The following is an 18,714-nucleotide window of genomic DNA, read 5'->3' on the forward strand; positions in this document are numbered from 1 at the left end:
CGGGCGGCCTCCGCCGCGGCGGCCGGCCGTCCGGCGCGCGCGGCGGTGTGCTCGCGGTCCGCCCGCCCGTCCCCGTCTTCGGCGAGTTCCCGCCGGGCCTTCGCGGTGGCGACCTCGCGGATGGCGTCGACGATGCCGTTGTAGGCGCCGCAGCGGCACAGGTTGCCGCTCATGCGCTCTCTGATCTCGGCGTCCGTCAGCTCGGCGCCGGTCGCGGCCAGGTGCTCGGTGACCAGGCTCGGCGCGCCGGAGGCGTGCTCGGCGAGCATGCCGATCGCCGAGCAGATCTGCCCGGAGGTGCAGTAGCCGCACTGGAAGCCGTCGTTGCGGATGAACGCCGCCTGAAGCGGGTGCGGGCCCTGCTCGCCCGCGACGCCCTCGATGGTGGTGACCTCGCGGCCGGCGTACTGCACGGCGAGCGTCAGGCAGGAGTTGATGCGCTCGCCGTCGACGAGCACCGTGCACGCGCCGCACGCCCCCTGGTCGCAGCCCTTCTTGGTGCCGGTGAGCCCGAGATGCTCGCGCAGGACGTCCAGCAGGCTGACCTGTGGCGGGATTTCGCAGGTGTGGACGGTCCCGTTGATCCTTAGTTGTACCTCGACCACGCGCTGCCTCCCGCCGGTGGACGTGATGCGTCCAGATGTGCGCCGACGTTAACAGAACGATGTCATCTTAACAAGAGAACGGCGTTCTTTTATCGTCACCGTATGCTTGCTGCGACATGACGCAGGGATTCCTCCGGGCCAGACGGCCCGAGCACAAGCTGCAGCGGCGCGAGGCCATTCTGGAGGCCGCCCGCGAACTGGCCCTGCGATCCGGCGTGCGCGCGGTCAGCCTCGGCGGGGTCGCCGCCGCCGCGGGCCTGGCCAAGTCCAACGTCGGACGCTACTTCGGCACCCGCGAGGAGATCTACCTCGTCCTGGCCGCCGAGGAGTGGCGAGAGTGGGGGAGCGAGGTCGCCGAACGGCTCGGCCGGGCCACCGGCCTCGCGGCCGTCGTCGCCGCGCTCACCGAGACGCTCGAGGCGCGGCCGCTCATGTGCGACCTGCTCGGCAACACGGCCACCAGCCTCGAGCACAACGTCTCGGTGGAGGCGGCGCGCGCGTGCAAGCGCGCCGTGCTGGACGTCATCGGCGACCTGGCCGCCCGCGTTGCCGCGGCGCCCTCCGGCCTGACCGAGAGCGAGGCCTACGAGCTGGTCGGGCTGGCGACCGCGGGCGCCGGAATGCTCTACCCCGTCTCCAACCCTCCCGCGGTGCTGCGCGAGATCTACGCCGAGGACCCGGTCATGGCGGCCGCCTGCCCCGCGTTCCTGCCGGCGCTCAAGCGCATCGTGATGGCCGCCGCCGTCGGCCTGCCCGCGCTGCGCTGACCCTTCCGCACCCGCGCCTCAGGGGACCGGCGGCCCGGCCGCGCCCATCGCCGCGTGCTCCCCGGGGTAGTCCTCGCCGAGCCCGGTGGTGGTGGTGGGGGCTTGGGCGGTGAGGTGGAACCAGCCGTCGGTGTCGATGCCGGCGGTGAGGTGGCCGTTGATGGTGCGTAGGCGGGTGGTGAGGTTTCCCAGGCCGTTGCCGCCGTTGACGGTGGGGGTGGTTTCTGTGGGGTCGACGCCGTCGTTGGCGATGTGCAGGCGGATGGTGTCGTTGTGGCCGTTGGTGTGGAGGGTGGCGTGGATGGTGGCGTGCTGGGCTTTGCTGTGGCGCAGGATGTTGGTGACGGCTTCGCGTAGGACGGTGGCCAGGACGGTTTCGATGTGGGGGGGGAGGTCGGGGGTGGTGATGGTGGTGGTGACGTCGATGTCGGCGGCGGTGAGGACGCTGGTGGCGGAGTCGGCTTCGGTGGTGAGGGACATGGTGCGGTAGCCGTTGGCGACGGTGCGGACGTCGGAGAGGGCTTGGCGGGCGACGGTGAGGATGTCGGTGATCTCGTCGCGGGCGCGGTGGGGGTGTGCGGGGAGCAGGCGGTGGGTGAGTTCGCTTTTGAGGGTGATGGCGGAGAGGCTGTAGCCGAGTAGGTCGTGCAGGTCGCGGGCGACGCGCAGGCGTTCGCGGGTGACGGCCATGCGGGCGAGTTTGCCGCGTGCGGCGTACAGTTCGGCCACCAGCGTCGACAACGAGCTCATCCCGTACACGATCATGCCGGTCAGCAGGCTGGACACCGGGAGGTACACCAGGTAGCGGGGCTCGGCGCCGAGGGCCATCGCCAGCGGCACCACGCTGCCCACCACGGCCGCGTACAGCGCCCACCCGGCGCCGCCGGGCACCACCAGCAGCACCGATCCGGCCAGGAAGCCCACCATGGAGCCCCACGGACGGCCGACCCACAGCAGGGGCAGATAGCAGACGAGCGCCTGGGCGCACAGAGAGAACACGCGGGCCCCTCGTGACCAGCTTCGGGGACCGCGGAACGAGTGGACGAGTTGCAGGCCGAGGTCGGCGGCCAGGCACGCCGCGAACCCGAGCAGGCCGGCGGTGCCGGGGGCGGCGTCGATCACGTTGATCAGCATGATCGCCGCGTATCCCGCCAGCACCACCAAGGTCACCGGGATCGGCTGGCGCGGCCCCCACAGGTCGGTGTCGACGTCGTCGGGCACCATGCCCGCGCGGGGGAACGGCAGCATCTGTTTCAGCCGGTGCCGCGCCGACCTGAGCCGCCACAGCGGTGAGACGCGCGGCGCGGCGCCGTCGGCGGGATCGGCGCGCGGGGCCGGGCCCCGGGAGAGCGCCCGCTGCGCGAGCCGGGGGACCAGCCGGGGGACGATCGCGTCCGGCGGCAGCGCCCGTTCCGGGACGGGCCGGTGCCCGGTGGTGGTGGTGGGGGCTTGGGCGGTGAGGTGGAACCAGCCGTCGGTGTCGATGCCGGCGGTGAGGTGGCCGTTGATGGTGCGTAGGCGGGTGGTGAGGTTTCCCAGGCCGTTGCCGCCGTTGACGGTGGGGGTGGTTTCTGTGGGGTCGACGCCGTCGTTGGCGATGTGCAGGCGGATGGTGTCGTTGTGGCCGTTGGTGTGGAGGGTGGCGTGGATGGTGGCGTGCTGGGCTTTGCTGTGGCGCAGGATGTTGGTGACGGCTTCGCGTAGGACGGTGGCCAGGACGGTTTCGATGTGGGGGGGGAGGTCGGGGGTGGTGATGGTGGTGGTGACGTCGATGTCGGCGGCGGTGAGGACGCTGGTGGCGGAGTCGGCTTCGGTGGTGAGGGACATGGTGCGGTAGCCGTTGGCGACGGTGCGGACGTCGGAGAGGGCTTGGCGGGCGACGGTGAGGATGTCGGTGATCTCGTCGCGGGCGCGGTGGGGGTGTGCGGGGAGCAGGCGGTGGGTGAGTTCGCTTTTGAGGGTGATGGCGGAGAGGCTGTAGCCGAGTAGGTCGTGCAGGTCGCGGGCGACGCGCAGGCGTTCGCGGGTGACGGCCATGCGGGCGAGTTTGCCGCGTGCGGCGTACAGTTCGGCCACCAGCGTCGACAACGAGCTCATCCCGTAGACCACCAGGCCGGTGAGCAGGGCGAAGCCGGTGCCGTACGCCAGGCCCACGGGGGGCACGCCCTCGGAGGCGAGCACCGGCAGGATGCCCGCGCCGCCGGCCACGTACAGCGGCCAGCGCGCGGGCCCGGTCACCGACAGCAGCGCCGATCCGGCGAGGAAGCCGATCATGCCGCCCCACGCGCTGCCGAGCCACCAGAACGGCAGGTAGGTGGCCAGCGCCTGGAGTGTCAGGGTGGTGGCCCTGGTGCCGGCCCGCCAGTGCCGCGGTCCGGCGAGGGAGTGGGCGAGCTGCAGGGTGAACACGAGCGTCAGGCAGACCGCGAAGCCGGCGAGACGGGCCGCGTCCGGGCCGGTCATGAGCACGTTCATGATCGTGGTCAGCGCGAACCCTGCCAGCATCACCACGGTGATGGGCAGCACCACCCGGGGGGTCCACGGCGGGCCCTCCGCCTCGCCGGAGGGCTGCAGGGGCGCCGCTCGCGCGCCCCTGGTATGCAACGGTGAAAGCCCGCTTGTCACTTCGCTGTCCATTGACTCCCGCTCCGAAGCGCGAGGACTGGGAGCGCTCCCATGTGTCCGCCGCTCTCTACGGATGTCCATGGATGGTGCGCGCCGTGATCAGGGTCTCAGGGGATTCTACGGAAGAACAAGGGTTGACGCTCATCGCGGTCGAGCGCGGGCTTGGCGTGCGAAGGGTCTCGGTCGTGCGCCGGCACGGGGTGCGGGGGCACCGGGTGCGGGGGCGCAGGCGGAGGGCGGGCGGCGCCGCCGGTGGTTCATCCGCAGTAGGTGGGCACCGCGAACGCCGGGGTGGAGCCGTCCAGCTGCTCGATGATCAGGTCCTGCCCCAGGTCGAAATGTGACTCGAACTCGTATCCGGCGTCGGCGGGGCGAATGCCGAATGCGCCGAGAAGGTGGTTTTCCCCCGATCCCGTGGACTTCGGGTCCTGCCAGGCCTGGGCGACGAACTCGGTGAAGTGCCGGTCGGTGTCGATGGTGCAGGTCGGCATGGCCTTCCCCTTCTTTTCGCGGTGGCGTTCCCAGCTGTCCTAATTGTGCGATGAGAAGCCGGGTAAGAGGAAGGCCGCACTTCACGAACCGGTCGTGAATTCCTCATGGCCGGTATTCCCCATGGTTTGACCGAGCATTTTATATCGGACCGAAATCAGCGCTTGATATGGCGCGGCGGGCGTCGGGAGGCGACCGGAGGGCGCGGCGCGAGGCGGGAGGAAGCCGCCCGAAGTCGCCGCGGGACGGCCGGGGAGCGCGGCGGCGGGGTCAGCCGGCGCTCTTGTGCAGCAGCTCCGCGGCGAGGTCTCCCCAGGCGGGGTCGTTGGCCGGGCGGCGGCCGGGCGGCAGGGCCTGCGGCTCCTCGTCCCGGTTGCCGAGCGCGAACCCGCTCACGCACGACTCGGTGCGCCAGTCGGTGCCGAGGGCCCGGGCCGTGGCCTCGATGTCGGCGGCGCCGAGCGCGCACCCGGCCAGCCCCATGGCCGTGCTGACCAGGTAGAGCGTCTGGGTGAGCGCGCCGGCGTTCTTCAGGATGAGCGCGTACCCGGGGCCGGTGTACTTCCAGGAGACGCGCCTGAACCGGGCGGTGACCAGGATCAGCACCGGCGGGACGGACGCCAGCCCCGCCGACAGCCGCCCCCGGTCGAGCAGTTCCCGCAGGTCCACCGCGTCCACGTCGATCGGCTCCAGCCGGTGCCCCAGCGGGTCGTAGTGGTACATCCCATCGCGGATGCCGGCGCACCCGCTGACGGCCGTGTACAGCTCCAGCTCGTAGGCCGACCCCGCGCTCGCGTACGGGCGGTCGCTGGCCAGGCCGCTGCCCGCCCCGCCGTGGGCGGCCGAGGTGAGCGAACGCACCCGGGCCGTCCGGTACAGCACCTCGCCGAGCTGCCGGTCGCTCAGCGGTTCATCGCCGAAGCGGAACGCGGGGCGGTGGCCCTCGATGGCGGCGGTCAGCGGCGGGTCGCCCTCGATGAGCCGGTCCCAGCACGGCCGGGGCAGCGGGACGTACCCGCCCTCGGTGGCGGGTTTGGTGACCGGCTCGACGGCCCAGCGTTCGCCCATCGGATAGGTGGCGCCGAAGTCGCGGTCGTGCCGGCCGAGCGTCGAGCGGGTGTGGAACATCAGGTCCTGCGGCAGCCAGGTGACCAGCGCGGGGTCGGTGTCCTCGGCGAAGGTGGGCGGGCCGGGCGACTCACCCGGCTCGGCCTGGACCACCATGCCGGCGGCCACCAGGTAGGCCAGGGCCGCCGCGCCCGGCACGGACGCGGGCAGCCCCGCCAGCGCGGCGTCCGGGGTCATGCCCCGGCTCAGCGCGCCGACGAGCCACATCGCCTCCGCCCGGTGGAACACCACGCGGTGCAGCGACAGCGGCGACTCCAGCCAGTACGCGCCCTCCTCGGCCCGGAGCACCGCGAACCGGGACATGCGCACCGCCCGCACCGGCGACAGCCGCGCCGGCCGGAAGCGCGCCTGCCTGCTCAGCGGCACGACCGACAGTAGGGCCCGCTCCTGGTCCAGGCCGAGCGAACGGACCACCAGGTGCTGCAGCCGGACCAGCAACCGGTCCAGCTCGGCCCGCTCGGCGGGGTCGCTGATCGCGTTCTCCAGCGAGACCGGGCCAAGGCTCATCCGGCGCAGCGCCTCCACCACCCGGGGCGCGGGATGCGGCACGCTCTCGTCGCCCCAGCGGCTGTGCAGCGTGACCACGTCCTCGCGCGCGTCGGGCTCCACGTGCACGTCCTCGCGCAGCGACCAGAGCAGGAAGCCGCCTGAGGCGGCTTCCTCGTCCAGAGGTGGGGACACGTGGCTTCTCCTGGTTCGTGTTACGGCGCGGCGCGGATCACAAGAAGAACGGGATCGGGTTGAGGTCCTGATAGGCCGTCGGCGCGTCAAGGCGGCCGAGCGCCACCGGGACGTCGTACAGACGGCCGGGCGCGAACCTCGCCCAGAAGTGGCGCAGACCCGGGACCACGACCTTGACCACGGGCAGCCCGATGTCGGGCCGGGTCTGGTCGAGCACGAGCACCTCCAGGCCCTTGGCGCGGGCCAGCTCGGTGATGTGGGCGACGTCGTCGCGCAGGTCCGCGAACGGGGTGTACGGGCGGCAGGCCGCCGCCGTCCGCGCCAGGCCGGGGTCGGGCAGCAGGTACGGGTTCCGGGCCACCGTCTCGCGCGTCCACCAGGCCAGCAGCCCAGGGTCGGTGGTCGCGTACCCCGCGCCGTCCCCGGCCGGCGTGATGGGGAGCAACTGGCCGAGCTCGGCCAGCGCACGGCGCAGCGCCACCTTGGGGTCGAAGTGCGCGCCGAAGCCGAACATGATGTCCTCGGCCCGCCCGCCGGTGCGCCGCGAGATCGCCGCCATCACCGGGATGCCCAGGTCGGAGGTGAGGTCCAGCACCCAGACCTCGCGGCCCATCGAGGCCAGGCCGCGCCGCACGGTGGCGATCCACGGGTCGTCGAAGGAGTCCAGCGCGACCCCGGGCTGGCGGGTACGGTTGTACCACCACAGCGCCACCGCGTCCCGTTCCACCAGTTCGAGGAACCCCTGCAGGATCGCGTCCTCCACGCTGGCGCCGGCCGCGGCGCCGTTGGAGTCCGCGCGCACCGGCGAGGCGCCGCGCGGGGTGAACGGCCGGTAGTACAGCAGGTCGGACGGCAGGTAGCGGTGCCGCTCACCGGTGAGCGACCACACCGGGGTCCACTCCAGCGGCGCCCGCTCGTCGAACGGGGCGGGGACGTGCTGGAACGGGGGCTGCGCGGCGTTCCACCGGTCGCGGTCGCGGAACTGGCGCGGGTGGAACAGCTGGCAGGCGTCGGGGTGGACGGCGGCCCCGCCGAGCCCCCGGTAGGTGTCGGTGATCGCCGGCTCGTCGCCGAAGCGGGAGCCGCAGTAGCGTTCCACGGCCTCGCACAGCGCGCTGACCCTGGAATCGAGGTCGGTGACGCCCTTGCCGCCGGCCTGCGCGCGCAGGCCCGCCCGCGCCGTCGTCAGGCTGCTCACCGGCAGCGCCAGGTTCGGGCCCGCGAGGTGGCAGTGCAGGAACGAGGGGCTGCGCGGGTCGCGCCGGACCCCGCCGATGATCCCGGTGACCGGGTCGACCAGGCCGCCGAACCGCTCCCAGACCTGGCGGGCGGACGCGGCCCGCTCGCCGGTGCCGCCGAGCGCCTCCTTGGGCCGGGAGACCGGGACGACCGGCCGGCGCACACGGCGGGCGACCAGGCCGGGGTCCCCGCATGACGGGCACTGCGGCCGGCGGGTCAGCCGGTGGTGCCGCCCGGCCATGGTGAGGGTGTCCAGCGTCCACACCGCGTCCTGGCCGTCGTGGCGGTGCCCGGCCAGCCACTTGGCGGCCTCCAGCGCCACCGCCAGCAGCCCCATGCCGCGGGTCAGCGCGGTCGAGGCCTCGGGCGGGAGCGCGGGGGCCCCGGAGGCCGTCAGCAGGCAGCTCTCGGCGCGGCGGTGGCCGCGCAGCCGCCGCTCCAGGCACGCCCAGCACGGGCCCGAGCCGGGGCGGAACACCGGGCCGACCCACACGTCGGCGCCGTTCGGCTTGGCCAGCAGCCAGGGCCGCCCGTCGGCCAGCCGGCGGGCGTTGACCTCCGCCAGCGCCGGGTCGAGGTAGTCGTCGCAGACCACCAGCGAAAGCTCGCCACACGGCTCGCCCCCGCCGGTGTCGGGCACGGCGGCCAGGCCCGCCGCCCGGCAGGCGGCCAGGACGGCGCCGGTCTCGACGTGGCCGAGCGCGAGGACGCCGACGACCGCGCCGGCGAGCGCGGCCGGGGCGCGGGAGCCGTCCAGCCCGGCCAGGTCCCAGTACGCCTCGGCGGCCGGGTCGGCCGGGCAGGTGGAGGCGCGGTGCCCGACGAGGTTGGCCTTGGCCATGCGGCCGAGCACCTGGCCGACCTGTGCGGCGGGCAGCTCCCGGGAGGCGTGCTCGTGGATCTCGGCGAGGGTGCGGGTGCCGTCCAGCAGCGGGGCGAGCACCTCGGCGGGGCGGCCGGACAGCGCGGTCGTGCCGCGCGCGGAGACCAGGTACACCGCCTCGCCGGGGATGATCTCGGGGCGCAGGTGGCTCTTGAAACCGATGCGCGGGGCCGTGGAGGCGCCGGTCGTGGCCGGGTCGGCCACGGGCGCCGGCGCGGGCGCGGGCGCCGGGAGGGGCGTGCCGGCGACGCGGGCGCCGGGAGTCGTCGTGCCGGGGCGGCGATGGGCGACGGTGACGCCGGTGCCGGTTTCCGTTTCCACCATGAGAGCCTCTTCCGGGCCGTCGGGGGGCACAGGGGGATGCAGGCGGACCTCGCCGCCTCGGTCGGCGCATTACCCGCGGGCGCGGGGCGCAACCGCCGCCCCGGTGGAGCGACCCCGCGCACCGCATCTTGCACCGCCGCCCCGCCACGGGGCCAGTTCGCCGCTCACCTTCGCGGCATGAATCCTTCACATCGCACCGATGAGCCGGTCAGTGGCCCTTTCGCCCCATTTCCGAGCACACTTGTCGAACGTCGGACCGATCGGAGGGAGCCGGTCATGCGTCGCATCCGGTGCACAAGACCCGCCACCCCGAAATCAGCGGGAAAACGGCTCACGGACCATTTGGACCTGCGAACTCCCGCCGGTCGCCCGATGTCCTACTAGCGAGTTCTCCTCAAGCGATCGGCCGCCGCATTTTCGATGACCGGACATGCCGGCGGCGAAATACCAGACAGCCGAAAATCGGCCTCCAGGAAGGGAGCGGAAACATGGCTCCGGTGCTGGAAATCACCGGCGACCGTTTCAGGGCCGAGGGGGTGTGGCGCGACCGCACCGCCATGGACGACCTGCGCGGCGCGGTCGAGCGCTTCCCCGGCCGCACGGCGGTGGTCGTCTGGCACGCGGACGGCCGCGAGCCCGACCGGCTCACCTACGCGGAACTGGCAGCGCGCGTCGAACGGCTGGCCGCCGCCCTGCACGGGCTCGGCGTGCGCCGGGGCGACGTGGTGACCCTCCAGTTGCCGAACTCCTGGCAACTCGTCGCCCTGAGCCTGGCCTGCGCCCGCGTCGGCGCGATCGCCGGCCCCGTCGCGACCATCATGCGCCGCCGCGAGGTGGAGTTCATGACCCGGCTCACCCGCAGCCCGCTCTACGTGGCCGCCGCCGAGGTGCGCGGGTTCTCCTTCGCCGACATGAGCGCGGAGGTCGCCGCCGCGGTGCCCACGCTGCGGCACCGGGTGCTGCTCGGCGGCGGCGGGGCCGGCGGCACGCTGGACCTCGACCGCGACCTGCTCGGACGGGAGTGGGAACGGGAGGTCGAGCCGGGCGTGCTGGACGCCCGCGAGGCACGGCCGGACGACCTGGCGCAGGTGATGTTCACCTCCGGCACGACCGGCGAGCCCAAGGGCGTCATGCACAGCCACAACACCCTCGGCGCGCTGAACCGCGCGCAGATCGAGGTGCTAGGCCTGACCCCCGACGAGGTCACCGCCATGGGCTCGCCCACCACCCTGCAGGCTGGCTACACCTGGAACTTCCTGATGCCGCTGATCCTCGGCGCCACGGCCGTCCAGATCGACGCCTGGGACCCCGGCCTGATGCTGCGCGTCATGGAGCAGGAAGGGGTCACCTTCTTCTACGGCCCGCCGCCGTTCCTGATGGACCTCATCCGAGCCCAGCAGGAGGGTCCCCGCGACCTGTCGGCGCTGCGCTCCTTCGCCACCGGCAGCGCCCCCATCCCGCCGGTGCTCGTCGAGCAGGCCCGCGACGTGCTGGGCTGCCGGCTGTACGCGCTGTGGGGGATGACCGAGAACGGCGCGGTCACCGTCACCCGTCCCGAGGACCCGCCGATGCGGGCCGCCGAGAGCGACGGGACGCCGGTGCCGGGCATGGAGGTCCGCATCGTCGATGAGCGGACCGGCCGGCCCGTGCCGCCCGGCGCGACCGGCCTGCTCCAGGTGCGCGGCGCGAGCCAGTGTCTCGGCTACTACCGCCGCGAGGAGCTCTACGCCGAGTCGCTCACCCCCGACGGGTGGTTCGATACCGGCGACCTCGCCAGGGACGACGGGTACGGCGGCATCCGCATCGCCGGCCGGGTCAAGGACGTCATCTCCCGCGGCGGGGTGAAGATCCCGGCGGTGGAGGTGGAGGCGGCGCTGCTGCGCCACCCGGCCATCCGCGACATCGCCGTCGTGGGCCTGCCCGACGAGCGGATGGGGGAGCGCGCCTGCGCGGTCATCGTCCCGGACGGGACTCCGCCCACCATTTCGGACCTGCGCGCCCACCTGGCGGAGCTGGAGATGGCCAAGCAGTACTGGCCCGAGCGCGTCGAGATCGTGGACGCGCTGCCCAGGACTCCCTCGGGCAAGGTGCAGAAGTTCGTGCTACGCGACCGGCTGACCGGCTGAACGGCTGAGTGAGGGCATTCCCATGGACTTTCTCCTGACCCCTGAGCAGAACGCGCTGGCCGAGAAGGTCCGCGCCTACGTCGCGGACCGGCTCGCCCCGGCCGCCGCCGAGAGCGACCGCGAGGGCCGGTTCGCGCCGGGCCTGTTCGCCGAGCTGGCCGCCGAAGGCCTGTTCGGGCTGCGCATCCCCGTCGAGTACGGCGGCATGGGCCTGGACGCGGTCAGCACCGGCGTCGCCATCGAGGAACTGGCGCGCGGCGACATCACCGCCTGCTACCCGGTGCTCAACGCCGCCCTGGTCGGCGGGGTGCTCAACCTGCACGGCGGCGAGGAGCTCAAGGCGCGCTGGCTGCCGTCCATCGCCCAGGGCGACGCCGTCGTCGCGGTGTGCATGACCGAGCCGGCCCACGGCACCGACGCCGCGGCGCTGGAGCTGCGCGCGGAGCCGGACGGCGACGGCTGGCGGCTGTCGGGCGAGAAGACCTCCATCATGCTCGGCGCGTACGCCACTCATGGGCTGGTGTTCGCCCGCACCGGCGAGAAGCGCGAGCGCTCGCGCGGCGTGACCGCCTTCTACACCCGGCTCGACGACGCCCACGTGACCCGCACGACGCTGCCCAGCCTCGGCAGCCGGACCGGCGGGCGGGCGACCATGGTCTTCGACGGGCTGCACGTCGGCCAGGAGAACGTGGTCGGCGGCACCGGGCTCGGGTTCGTGCAGGGCATGCGCGGCTTCGACTACTCCCGCGCGCTCATCGCGCTCATGGCCGTGAGCGCTGCCAGCGTGACGCTGGAGGCGGCCTTCGAGCACGCCAGCGAGCGCGAGGCGTTCGGCCAGCCGCTCAGCCGCTTCCAGGGGCTGACGTTCCCCCTGGTCGAGCACGCCACCTACCTGCACGCCGCCCGGCTGCTGGCCTACGAGGCGCTGTGGCGCAACGACGCCGGCCTCAACCACCGGGTCGAGGCGAACATGGCCAAGTGGTGGGCGCCCAAGACCTCGGCCGAGGCCGCCCACCAGGCGCTGCTCACCCTCGGGCACTTCGGCTGGTCGGAGGACGGCCCGGTGGCGCGGCGCCTGCGCGACGTGATCGGCACGCAGCTCGCCGACGGCACCGCCGCCGCGACCAAGCTGGTCATCGCCCGCGAGTTCCTCGGCCGCGAGCACGCCCCCTGACCGTCCACCCGACGAGCGGAGACCGCCTGATGCGCGAACCCCACGCACCCTTGCCGACCTACGCCTCCTATGTTGGAGGGCGCGACATCGACGCGGCCGAGCACATCTACGCCGTCTCGTCCCGCGCGATCCTGGAGGACGCCCCGCGCGCCCTGCGCCTGAAGCGCATGCTGGAGCGCGGCGAGATCGACCCCGCCTCGGCCGGTCCGGAGGTGATCGGCCGGTGCGCGCTGGCCGACGCCGCCACCGCCCGGGCGTCCCTGGAGGCGGCCGCCACCGCGGCCCGCGAGTGGTCCAGGAGCCCCCTGGACGTACGGCTGCGGGCCGGTGAGCTGATCCGCAAACGCCTGGCCGAGACGCGGTCCGCCTTCGTCGAGATCATGGTCGCCGAAGGGCGGACGCGGACGCTGGCGGAGTGGGAGGTCGACGGGCTGCTGCACATCGTCAGCCCCGAGACGCTGAGCTGGTGCGCCGAGCTGCTGCGGCGTGACTTCCACTACGGCGGCAAGCGCATCTCGATGCGGCGCAAGCCCGACGGGGTGGTCTGCGTCGCCCCGCCGCAGAACGCCCCCCACTCCAACGCCATCTACGGCGCCGCCGCCGTGCTGTCGGGGAACGCGGTCGTCGTGCGCGCGCCGCGCAGCATCCCGTTCGGCGTCATGTACGCCCTGCGGGAGATCGTCGCCCCCGCCCTGGAGGAGGCCGGCGCCCCGCCCGGCACCCTCAACGTGGTGTGCGGCCCGCCCATGATGCAGGAGTGGCTCGCCAGCGAGCACGTCGACGACATCATCTACTTCGGCGGCACCGAGAAGGGGCTGGTCTTCCAGAACGACTGCGTCGCCGCCGGCAAGAAGCCCATCCTCGAACTGGCGGGCAACGACTGCGCGGTCGTCTGGCGCGACGCCGACCTCGACCTCGCCGCCGGCGCGCTGGTCGAGGCGTTCCACGCCTCCGGCCAGATCTGCAACATCCCCAACCAGGTCATCGCCCACCCGGCCATAGCCGAGGAGCTGATCGCCCGCCTGGCGGACGCCGCCGCGCGGATCAGGCCCGGCTACCCCGAGCAGGAGGGCGTCGTCCTCACCCCGGTGCTGGCCGCCGACGGGTTCTTCGCCTTCCTCGCAGACGCGCTCGGCAAGGGGGCCGAGCTGGTGTGCGGCGGGCGGCGCCTGGAGGTGGACGGCACGCCGTCCGACACGGGGTTCTTCATCGAGCCCACGGTGATCCGCGTGAACGGCCTGGCCGGGGCACGGGAGGTCGAGGCCGTGCGCAGCGAGACCTTCTTCCCGTTGCTGCCCGTGGTCGTCCCCGAGGCCGGCGGCTCCGACGAGCGCCTGCTGGACGAGGTGCTGGCGTTCGTCGACGGCAACGCCTACGGCCTGCGCAACTCGCTGTGGACCGCCGACGAGCGGATCGCCGGGCGGTTCGCCGACGAGGTGCGCAACGGCGGCGTGCTCAAGGTCAACGACGACTCGCACTGCGGCTTCTATCCCTACATGCCCTCCCACGGCGGCACCGGCTTCACCGGCGGCGTCTTCGGCGAGGCCAGCTACATGATGATCCGCACCACCCACCTCCAGGGCGTCGCCCTGACCCCCGCGAGACCGGCCGCGGCCGGCGGGATGTGAAAGGGGACCATGACATGCGAGAGGTAAGGGTGCGTGCCCGCGTCGCCCTCGACGCCCGCACCGCGCTGGCCCGCCTGACCACGAGCGCCTGGCACGGCCGCCTGGACGGCGACGCCCTGAGGGTGACCACAGGGAAGCGACCTCCCACCTCCGGGGCGTCGGCCGAGCCTGCGACCCCCCTCGACATCGAGTCGCCCCCCGGCATCGAGGCGGTCCCCGGCCGCCCGGTGAGCCCGGCAGGACCGGCCGGAGTGGGAAGCGACGACGACCGCCTCAGCGAATGGGCCCTGCCCTTCCGCGGCGGCACGGTGCGCTGGCGCCAGCGCGAGTGGACGCCCGCCGCACCGGCGGACGTCTCCTCCGCGGCGCCAGGCATCGCCTTCGAGCAGGTGGACGGCGACTTCGCCGCCCTGTCCGGCGCCTGGAACCTCCTCCCCGGCCCCGGTGACGCCTCCTGCGAGGTGGTCTTCGAGGCCCGGTTCGACCTCGGCGTGCCGATGTACGACCGCGTGGTCGAGCCGCTGCTGGCGCGGGTGCTCGCGCGAGCCGTACGGGCGGTCCTGGCCGCCGCCTACGGCCACGTGGAGACCGAGGAGGACCCGCCGACGATCCCCGCCCCCGAACGCCAGGTGGCCGCCGCCCTGTCGGCAGCCCTCTGAAGTGGGGGCCGCAGGAGCGGCCCCCACCGCCGGCGCCGCGACCGTCACCACCGCGGGGCCGAGCCCGGCGGGCACGGCCACCGAGGGAACGACGGCCGGGCGGGAATGTCCTTCGGCCCTTCCGGCGCGGGGTGCGAGGCCGCATCCTGAGCACCATGGCTCCGATCTCAGCGAATGAGCCGATGAGCGAGGAGATGAGGATGATGTACTGGAACGGGCCCGGCATGAGCTGGGGCTACGGCCTGATGATCCTGAACATGGTGCTCTTCTGGGGCCTGGTGATCGCCGTGGTCGTGCTCCTGTTCCGTTACCTGACCCGCAGGACGGGTCCCCAGGGCGCCGCGGGCACCGCGGTGCCCGCGGCGGAGGACGTGCTGGCGCAGCGGTACGCCCGGGGGGAGATCGACGCGGAGGAGTACCACGCCCGCCTGCAGACCCTGCGCGGCGCCCGCCCTCCCGGCGACTGAGGCCGGGCGCGGCTCCCGTCGCGGGGCCGCCCGCCGTCACGGCGGCCCTGCGACGACGCTCAGCCTGGCCGTGGACGTCGACGCCGGTGGGGAAGCGGCCGGAGCAGGCAGCGTCGCCCACCGGGCGGGTGTTCGCCGCGCAAGCGGTGGCCGTGCGGGCGCGGCCGGGTTAGGTTGCCGTTCATGGCGGATACCCACGGCATGTGTGACGAACGGTTCGGCGCGGTGCGCGAGACGCTGGCGGCGTCCCTGGACGACCGGGACGTCGGCGCCTCGGTGGCGGTGTACCTCGACGGCGAGCCGGTGGTGGACCTCTGGGGCGGGTACGCGGACGCGGAGCGCACCGTCCCCTGGGAGCGCGACACCATCGTCAACGTCTGGTCCACCACCAAGACCATGACCGCGCTGTGCGCGCTGATCCTCGCCGACCGCGGCGAACTCGACCTGACGGCCCCGGTGGCCAAGTACTGGCCCGAGTTCGCCGCCGCGGGCAAGGAACGCGTGGAGGTGCGGCACCTGCTCTCCCACACCGCGGGCCTGCCCGCCTTCGACGAGCCCATCACCGTCGAGCAGGTCTGCGATCGGGAGGAGTCCACGCGGCGGCTCGCCGGGCAGTTCCCGCGCTGGGAGCCGGGCACCCAGGCCGGCTACCACGCCGTCACCCAGGGGCACCTGGTCGGCGAGGTCGTCCGCCGGGTCACCGGCCGCACCCTGGGCGCTTTCTTCGCCGAGGAGGTGGCCGGGCCGCTCGGCGCCGACTTCCACATCGGGACGCCGGCCGAGCACGACCACCGCGTCGCCCCCGTCATCGCGCCCCCGCCGTCGCCGGGGGACTCCGGCGAGCCCGGCAACCCCCCGCTCCGGGCCGAGGACGCCAACACCGTCGCCTGGCGGCGCGCCGAGATCCCGGCCGGGAACGGGCACGGCAACGCCCGGGCGGTCGGCGCCGTCCAGTCCGTGCTGTCCAACGGCGGGACGGCGCGCGGGGTGCGGCTGCTGTCACCGGCCGGCTGTGAGCGCGTCCTGGAGGAGCAGTACCACGGCCCGGACCGCGTCCTCGGCGTGCCGATGCGCTACGGCATCGGGTACGGGCTGGGGGGCGGTATGTTCCCCGGCCGGCGCATCTGTTACTGGGGCGGATGGGGCGGTTCGCTGGTCGTCAACGACCTCGACGCCCGCATGACCGTCGCCTACGCGATGAACCGCATGCTGAGCGGCACCCTGGGCGACGACCGCGGTCTCCTGCTCGTCACCGCCGCCTACGAGAGCCTTCCGGCGTAGGCGCCGGCCGCTGGTCCTCGTCGGCGCCTTCACCTCTGCCCAGGGCCGGCCAGGCCCCCTACGTCCGAGGCTGTTCCGACTCGGTGACGTGACCCTCCGACGCCGGTTCGGCTCCGCTGAGCAGGCCCGACGTGGCGGCGCTGTCGCGCGGAGGCGGACCGCGGCCGCAGGCGGCTGCCGTACCGCACCGTGCACGCGGGCCCGCTGGGCGCTCAGGGGATCAGCAGGGTTCTGCCGGTCGTCATCCTGGATTCGATGGCCTGGTGGGCTCCGGCCGCGTCGGCGAGGGGGTAGGTCTGGCCGATGACGGGGTGCAGGCGACCGGACGCGGCGAGCGCGAGGGCCTCCTCGGTGAGGGCGCGCGTCCGCGCGGCGTCGGGCGGAGGCGCGGAGATCACCTTCACGTGCTCGCCGGCCTGCGGCCACGACCCGCCGGCCATGCCGTAGATGCGCGCGCGCCCGCCGGGCCGCACGGCCGACATGCCCTGAGTGCCCACCGGCCCGCCCACCCCGTCGAAGACCACGTCGACGCCGGCGCCGCCGGTCAGCTCGACCACCTCGCGCTCCCAGCCCGGACGGGTGTAGTCCAGGCAGGCGACCGCGCCCAGAGACCTGACCAGCTCCGCCTTGCCGGGACCGGCCGCGCCCACCACCTTGGCGCCCGACGCCGCCGCCAGTTGCACCAGCAGGGTGCCGACGCCGCCTCCGGCCGCCTCGACCAGCACCCACTCGCCCGGCTCGATCTCCGCCTGCCGGTGCAGCATGACCGCCGTGCGCCCGCCGGCCAGCAGGGCCACCGCGTCGGGCATGCTCACGCCCGGCGGGACCGGGATCGCGTCCTGCGCCCGGCCGAGGGCCAGCTCCGCGTACCCTCCCTCGCCGCCGGTCGTCGTGACCACGGTCCGCCCGGCCAGCCCGGGATCGACGTCCGCTCCCACGGCGCGCACCCGGCCGCCGACACCGTTGCCCGGGATGCGCGGCAGGGTGGGCGTCTCGAAGACCGGCGGGGCGTTTCCGCTCCGCACCTGCGTCTCCACGAACGTGATGCCCGCGTACGCGACCTCCACCAGCACCTGCCCTGGCCCGGGGACCGGGTCCTCGACCTGCCGCAGGCGCAGGACCTCCGGCCCGCCGAACCGCTCCATCACCACAGCGCGCACGCCCGCCGTCCCTTCCCGAACCTTCGTCGAAGCGCCGTCGCCGGCGCGCCCCGGACGATCGGCACGCCGGTCGCCGGGTGGCCGCTTCGTCTCGCAGGGGCCAGCATGCGAGTTGAACCAAGGTTGAGGTCAACCCCGCGCGGACGGCCTGGCCGGATCGTCCCTGTGGCGCAGGCGCGGCCGGCCGCGGGAGTGGCGATGACGGCCGCGGGAGGCGATGACGGCCATGGGAGGGGCGATGTCGGCTCAGGGGAGTGGCGGTGACGGCCACCCGGGGGTGAGCCGAGGGTTCGCTCGTGATCCATCTTTCGGCCGTCGCCGCTCCATGCCGGTGTCATCCGGCGCGGGGACCTTGATCATGTGCCTGCCACGTGGTGTCGTGACACTGCGAGGCATGTTCCACATCGGCGCCGCAACGCCGCCGGTGCCCCTGCCACCCCCCACCATGCCGGCGCGATGTCGCGGCATGGCCCGTGCGTCGAGAGAGCGGAAGAATGCGAAAACTGCCGTCATTCACGTCGTCCCCCAGGGCATCGAAGTCAGCGACCGTGTCGGACAGGAGCACGTCCCCCGCCAGGCGCGCCAAGCGCGGGCGTTCCCGGCTCGGGGTCGTGCTCGGCCTCACCGCCATGGCGGTCGTGGTTCCCGCGTCGGCGGCCTTCGCCGACCCGCCGCACAACCTGCCGCAGAACGCCGGCGGATACGAGCAGTCGTTCTCGCCGGCCTTCGACTACGACGGCGACGGCTGCTACGCCACCCCCGCCATCGGGCCGGACGGCACCCTCGCTCCGGGGCTGAACCCGACCGGCGCGGTCAACGGCAACTGCCGCGACCAGTCGGACCTGGACAACTCGCAGACCTACGCCCGTTCCACCTGCAACAACGGCTGGTGCGCCGTCGTCTACGCCGGGTACTTCGAAAAGGACCAGGCGCTGCCCGGCAGCAGCCTCGGCGGGCACCGCCACGACTGGGAGCACGTCATCTCCTGGATCGACCAGGCGTCCAACCGGGTGGAGTACGTGTCGACCACGCAGCACAGCGGCGTGGTCACCTACGCGCGCTCACAGGTGCGCTTCGACGGCTCCCACCCCAAGATCGTCTACCACAAGGACGGGCTGTCCACCCACTTCTTCCGGCTCGCCAACGGCAACGACGAGCCGCCGGAGAACCACTACCACAACTGGCGCTACCCCCCGCTGGTGGACTGGAACGGCTGGCCCAGCACCGCGCTGCGCGACCGGCTGATGAACGCCGACTTCGGGGCGGCGACCATCAAGATCAACGACGGGCGGTTCCAGGACCTGCTGTCGCGCTCCAAGCCGGCCGGCATCCCCTTCGACCCCTTCGCCTGACCGGCGGCCGGCCGCCTCAGCCTGACGGGCCGGTCGTGGCGGCCGGCCTCCACTGGTCGCCCGGCCGCCCTGCTCCCGCCGCGCCCGCGCCGCCGGTCCCACAAGGGGCCGGCGGTGTCCGGCGGG

13 protein-coding genes and 1 pseudogene are annotated in these 18,714 nt (G+C 73.6%); 8 read left to right on the forward strand and 6 right to left on the reverse strand.

Features of this window, described 5'->3' with window-relative positions:
• Window positions 1-107 precede the first annotated feature (107 nt).
• A pseudogene (locus ABZU32_RS32250) lies at window positions 108-605 on the reverse strand (2Fe-2S iron-sulfur cluster-binding protein); the annotation flags it as partial.
• Between the two features lie 116 nt (window positions 606-721).
• Between ABZU32_RS32250 and ABZU32_RS32255 the strand changes: the two are divergent.
• The gene (locus ABZU32_RS32255; RefSeq protein ID WP_354835681.1) at window positions 722-1,372 is read left to right on the forward strand and encodes a TetR family transcriptional regulator; all 651 of its coding nucleotides are present in this window, start codon (window positions 722-724) and stop codon (window positions 1,370-1,372) included.
• A gap of 18 nt (window positions 1,373-1,390) precedes the next feature.
• On the opposite strand, the gene ABZU32_RS32260 is transcribed toward ABZU32_RS32255, so the two are convergent.
• The 4 genes from ABZU32_RS32260 to ABZU32_RS32275 all read right to left on the reverse strand — a co-directional run bounded on the left by ABZU32_RS32260 (window position 1,391) and on the right by ABZU32_RS32275 (window position 8,741).
• Complete coding sequence (locus ABZU32_RS32260) at window positions 1,391-3,901, reverse strand: histidine kinase (RefSeq protein ID WP_354928094.1); 2,511 nt, start codon at window positions 3,899-3,901, stop codon at window positions 1,391-1,393.
• 353 nt (window positions 3,902-4,254) lie between these two features.
• On the reverse strand, window positions 4,255-4,488 hold the full coding sequence (locus ABZU32_RS32265; protein WP_354928097.1) for a hypothetical protein: 234 nt from the start codon (window positions 4,486-4,488) through the stop codon (window positions 4,255-4,257).
• Window positions 4,489-4,756: 268 nt separating this feature from the next.
• Window positions 4,757-6,295, reverse strand: coding sequence for a SagB family peptide dehydrogenase (locus ABZU32_RS32270; protein ID WP_354928100.1), 1,539 nt, complete (start codon window positions 6,293-6,295; stop codon window positions 4,757-4,759).
• Between the two features lie 37 nt (window positions 6,296-6,332).
• Window positions 6,333-8,741, reverse strand: a complete 2,409-nt coding sequence (locus ABZU32_RS32275) for a TOMM precursor leader peptide-binding protein (RefSeq protein WP_354928103.1) — start codon at window positions 8,739-8,741, stop codon at window positions 6,333-6,335.
• Between the two features lie 488 nt (window positions 8,742-9,229).
• Here ABZU32_RS32275 and ABZU32_RS32280 point away from each other — a divergent pair, with 488 nt between their 5' ends.
• From ABZU32_RS32280 to ABZU32_RS32305, 6 genes are all read left to right on the forward strand, one after another.
• Window positions 9,230-10,867 (forward strand): AMP-binding protein, encoded by a 1,638-nt coding sequence (locus ABZU32_RS32280; protein WP_354928106.1) that lies wholly within the window; start codon window positions 9,230-9,232, stop codon window positions 10,865-10,867.
• A 22-nt stretch (window positions 10,868-10,889) separates the two neighbouring features.
• Complete coding sequence (locus ABZU32_RS32285) at window positions 10,890-12,041, forward strand: acyl-CoA dehydrogenase family protein (protein WP_354928109.1); 1,152 nt, start codon at window positions 10,890-10,892, stop codon at window positions 12,039-12,041.
• Window positions 12,042-12,070: 29 nt separating this feature from the next.
• The gene (locus tag ABZU32_RS32290; protein WP_354928112.1) at window positions 12,071-13,669 is read left to right on the forward strand and encodes an aldehyde dehydrogenase family protein; all 1,599 of its coding nucleotides are present in this window, start codon (window positions 12,071-12,073) and stop codon (window positions 13,667-13,669) included.
• A 14-nt stretch (window positions 13,670-13,683) separates the two neighbouring features.
• A complete protein-coding gene (locus ABZU32_RS32295; protein ID WP_354928115.1) occupies window positions 13,684-14,328 on the forward strand; it encodes an SRPBCC family protein in 645 nt (214 codons plus the stop codon).
• Window positions 14,329-14,510: 182 nt separating this feature from the next.
• Window positions 14,511-14,795: an SHOCT domain-containing protein gene (locus ABZU32_RS32300; protein ID WP_354928118.1), complete on the forward strand. Its 285-nt coding sequence runs from the start codon at window positions 14,511-14,513 to the stop codon at window positions 14,793-14,795.
• 183 nt (window positions 14,796-14,978) lie between these two features.
• A complete protein-coding gene (locus ABZU32_RS32305) occupies window positions 14,979-16,076 on the forward strand; it encodes a serine hydrolase domain-containing protein (RefSeq protein WP_354928121.1) in 1,098 nt (365 codons plus the stop codon).
• Window positions 16,077-16,288: 212 nt separating this feature from the next.
• Here ABZU32_RS32305 and ABZU32_RS32310 read toward each other — a convergent pair whose 3' ends face one another.
• A complete protein-coding gene (locus ABZU32_RS32310; RefSeq protein WP_354928124.1) occupies window positions 16,289-17,236 on the reverse strand; it encodes a zinc-binding dehydrogenase in 948 nt (315 codons plus the stop codon).
• A gap of 548 nt (window positions 17,237-17,784) precedes the next feature.
• Here ABZU32_RS32310 and ABZU32_RS32315 point away from each other — a divergent pair.
• Window positions 17,785-18,588 (forward strand): NPP1 family protein, encoded by an 804-nt coding sequence (locus ABZU32_RS32315; RefSeq protein ID WP_354835654.1) that lies wholly within the window; start codon window positions 17,785-17,787, stop codon window positions 18,586-18,588.
• Window positions 18,589-18,714: the final 126 nt, after the last annotated feature.

Origin of the sequence: Sphaerisporangium sp. NPDC005288 (genome assembly GCF_040607475.1) — a bacterium.
In the GTDB taxonomy this organism is placed as follows: Bacteria; Actinomycetota; Actinomycetes; order Streptosporangiales; family Streptosporangiaceae; genus Sphaerisporangium; species Sphaerisporangium rhizosphaerae.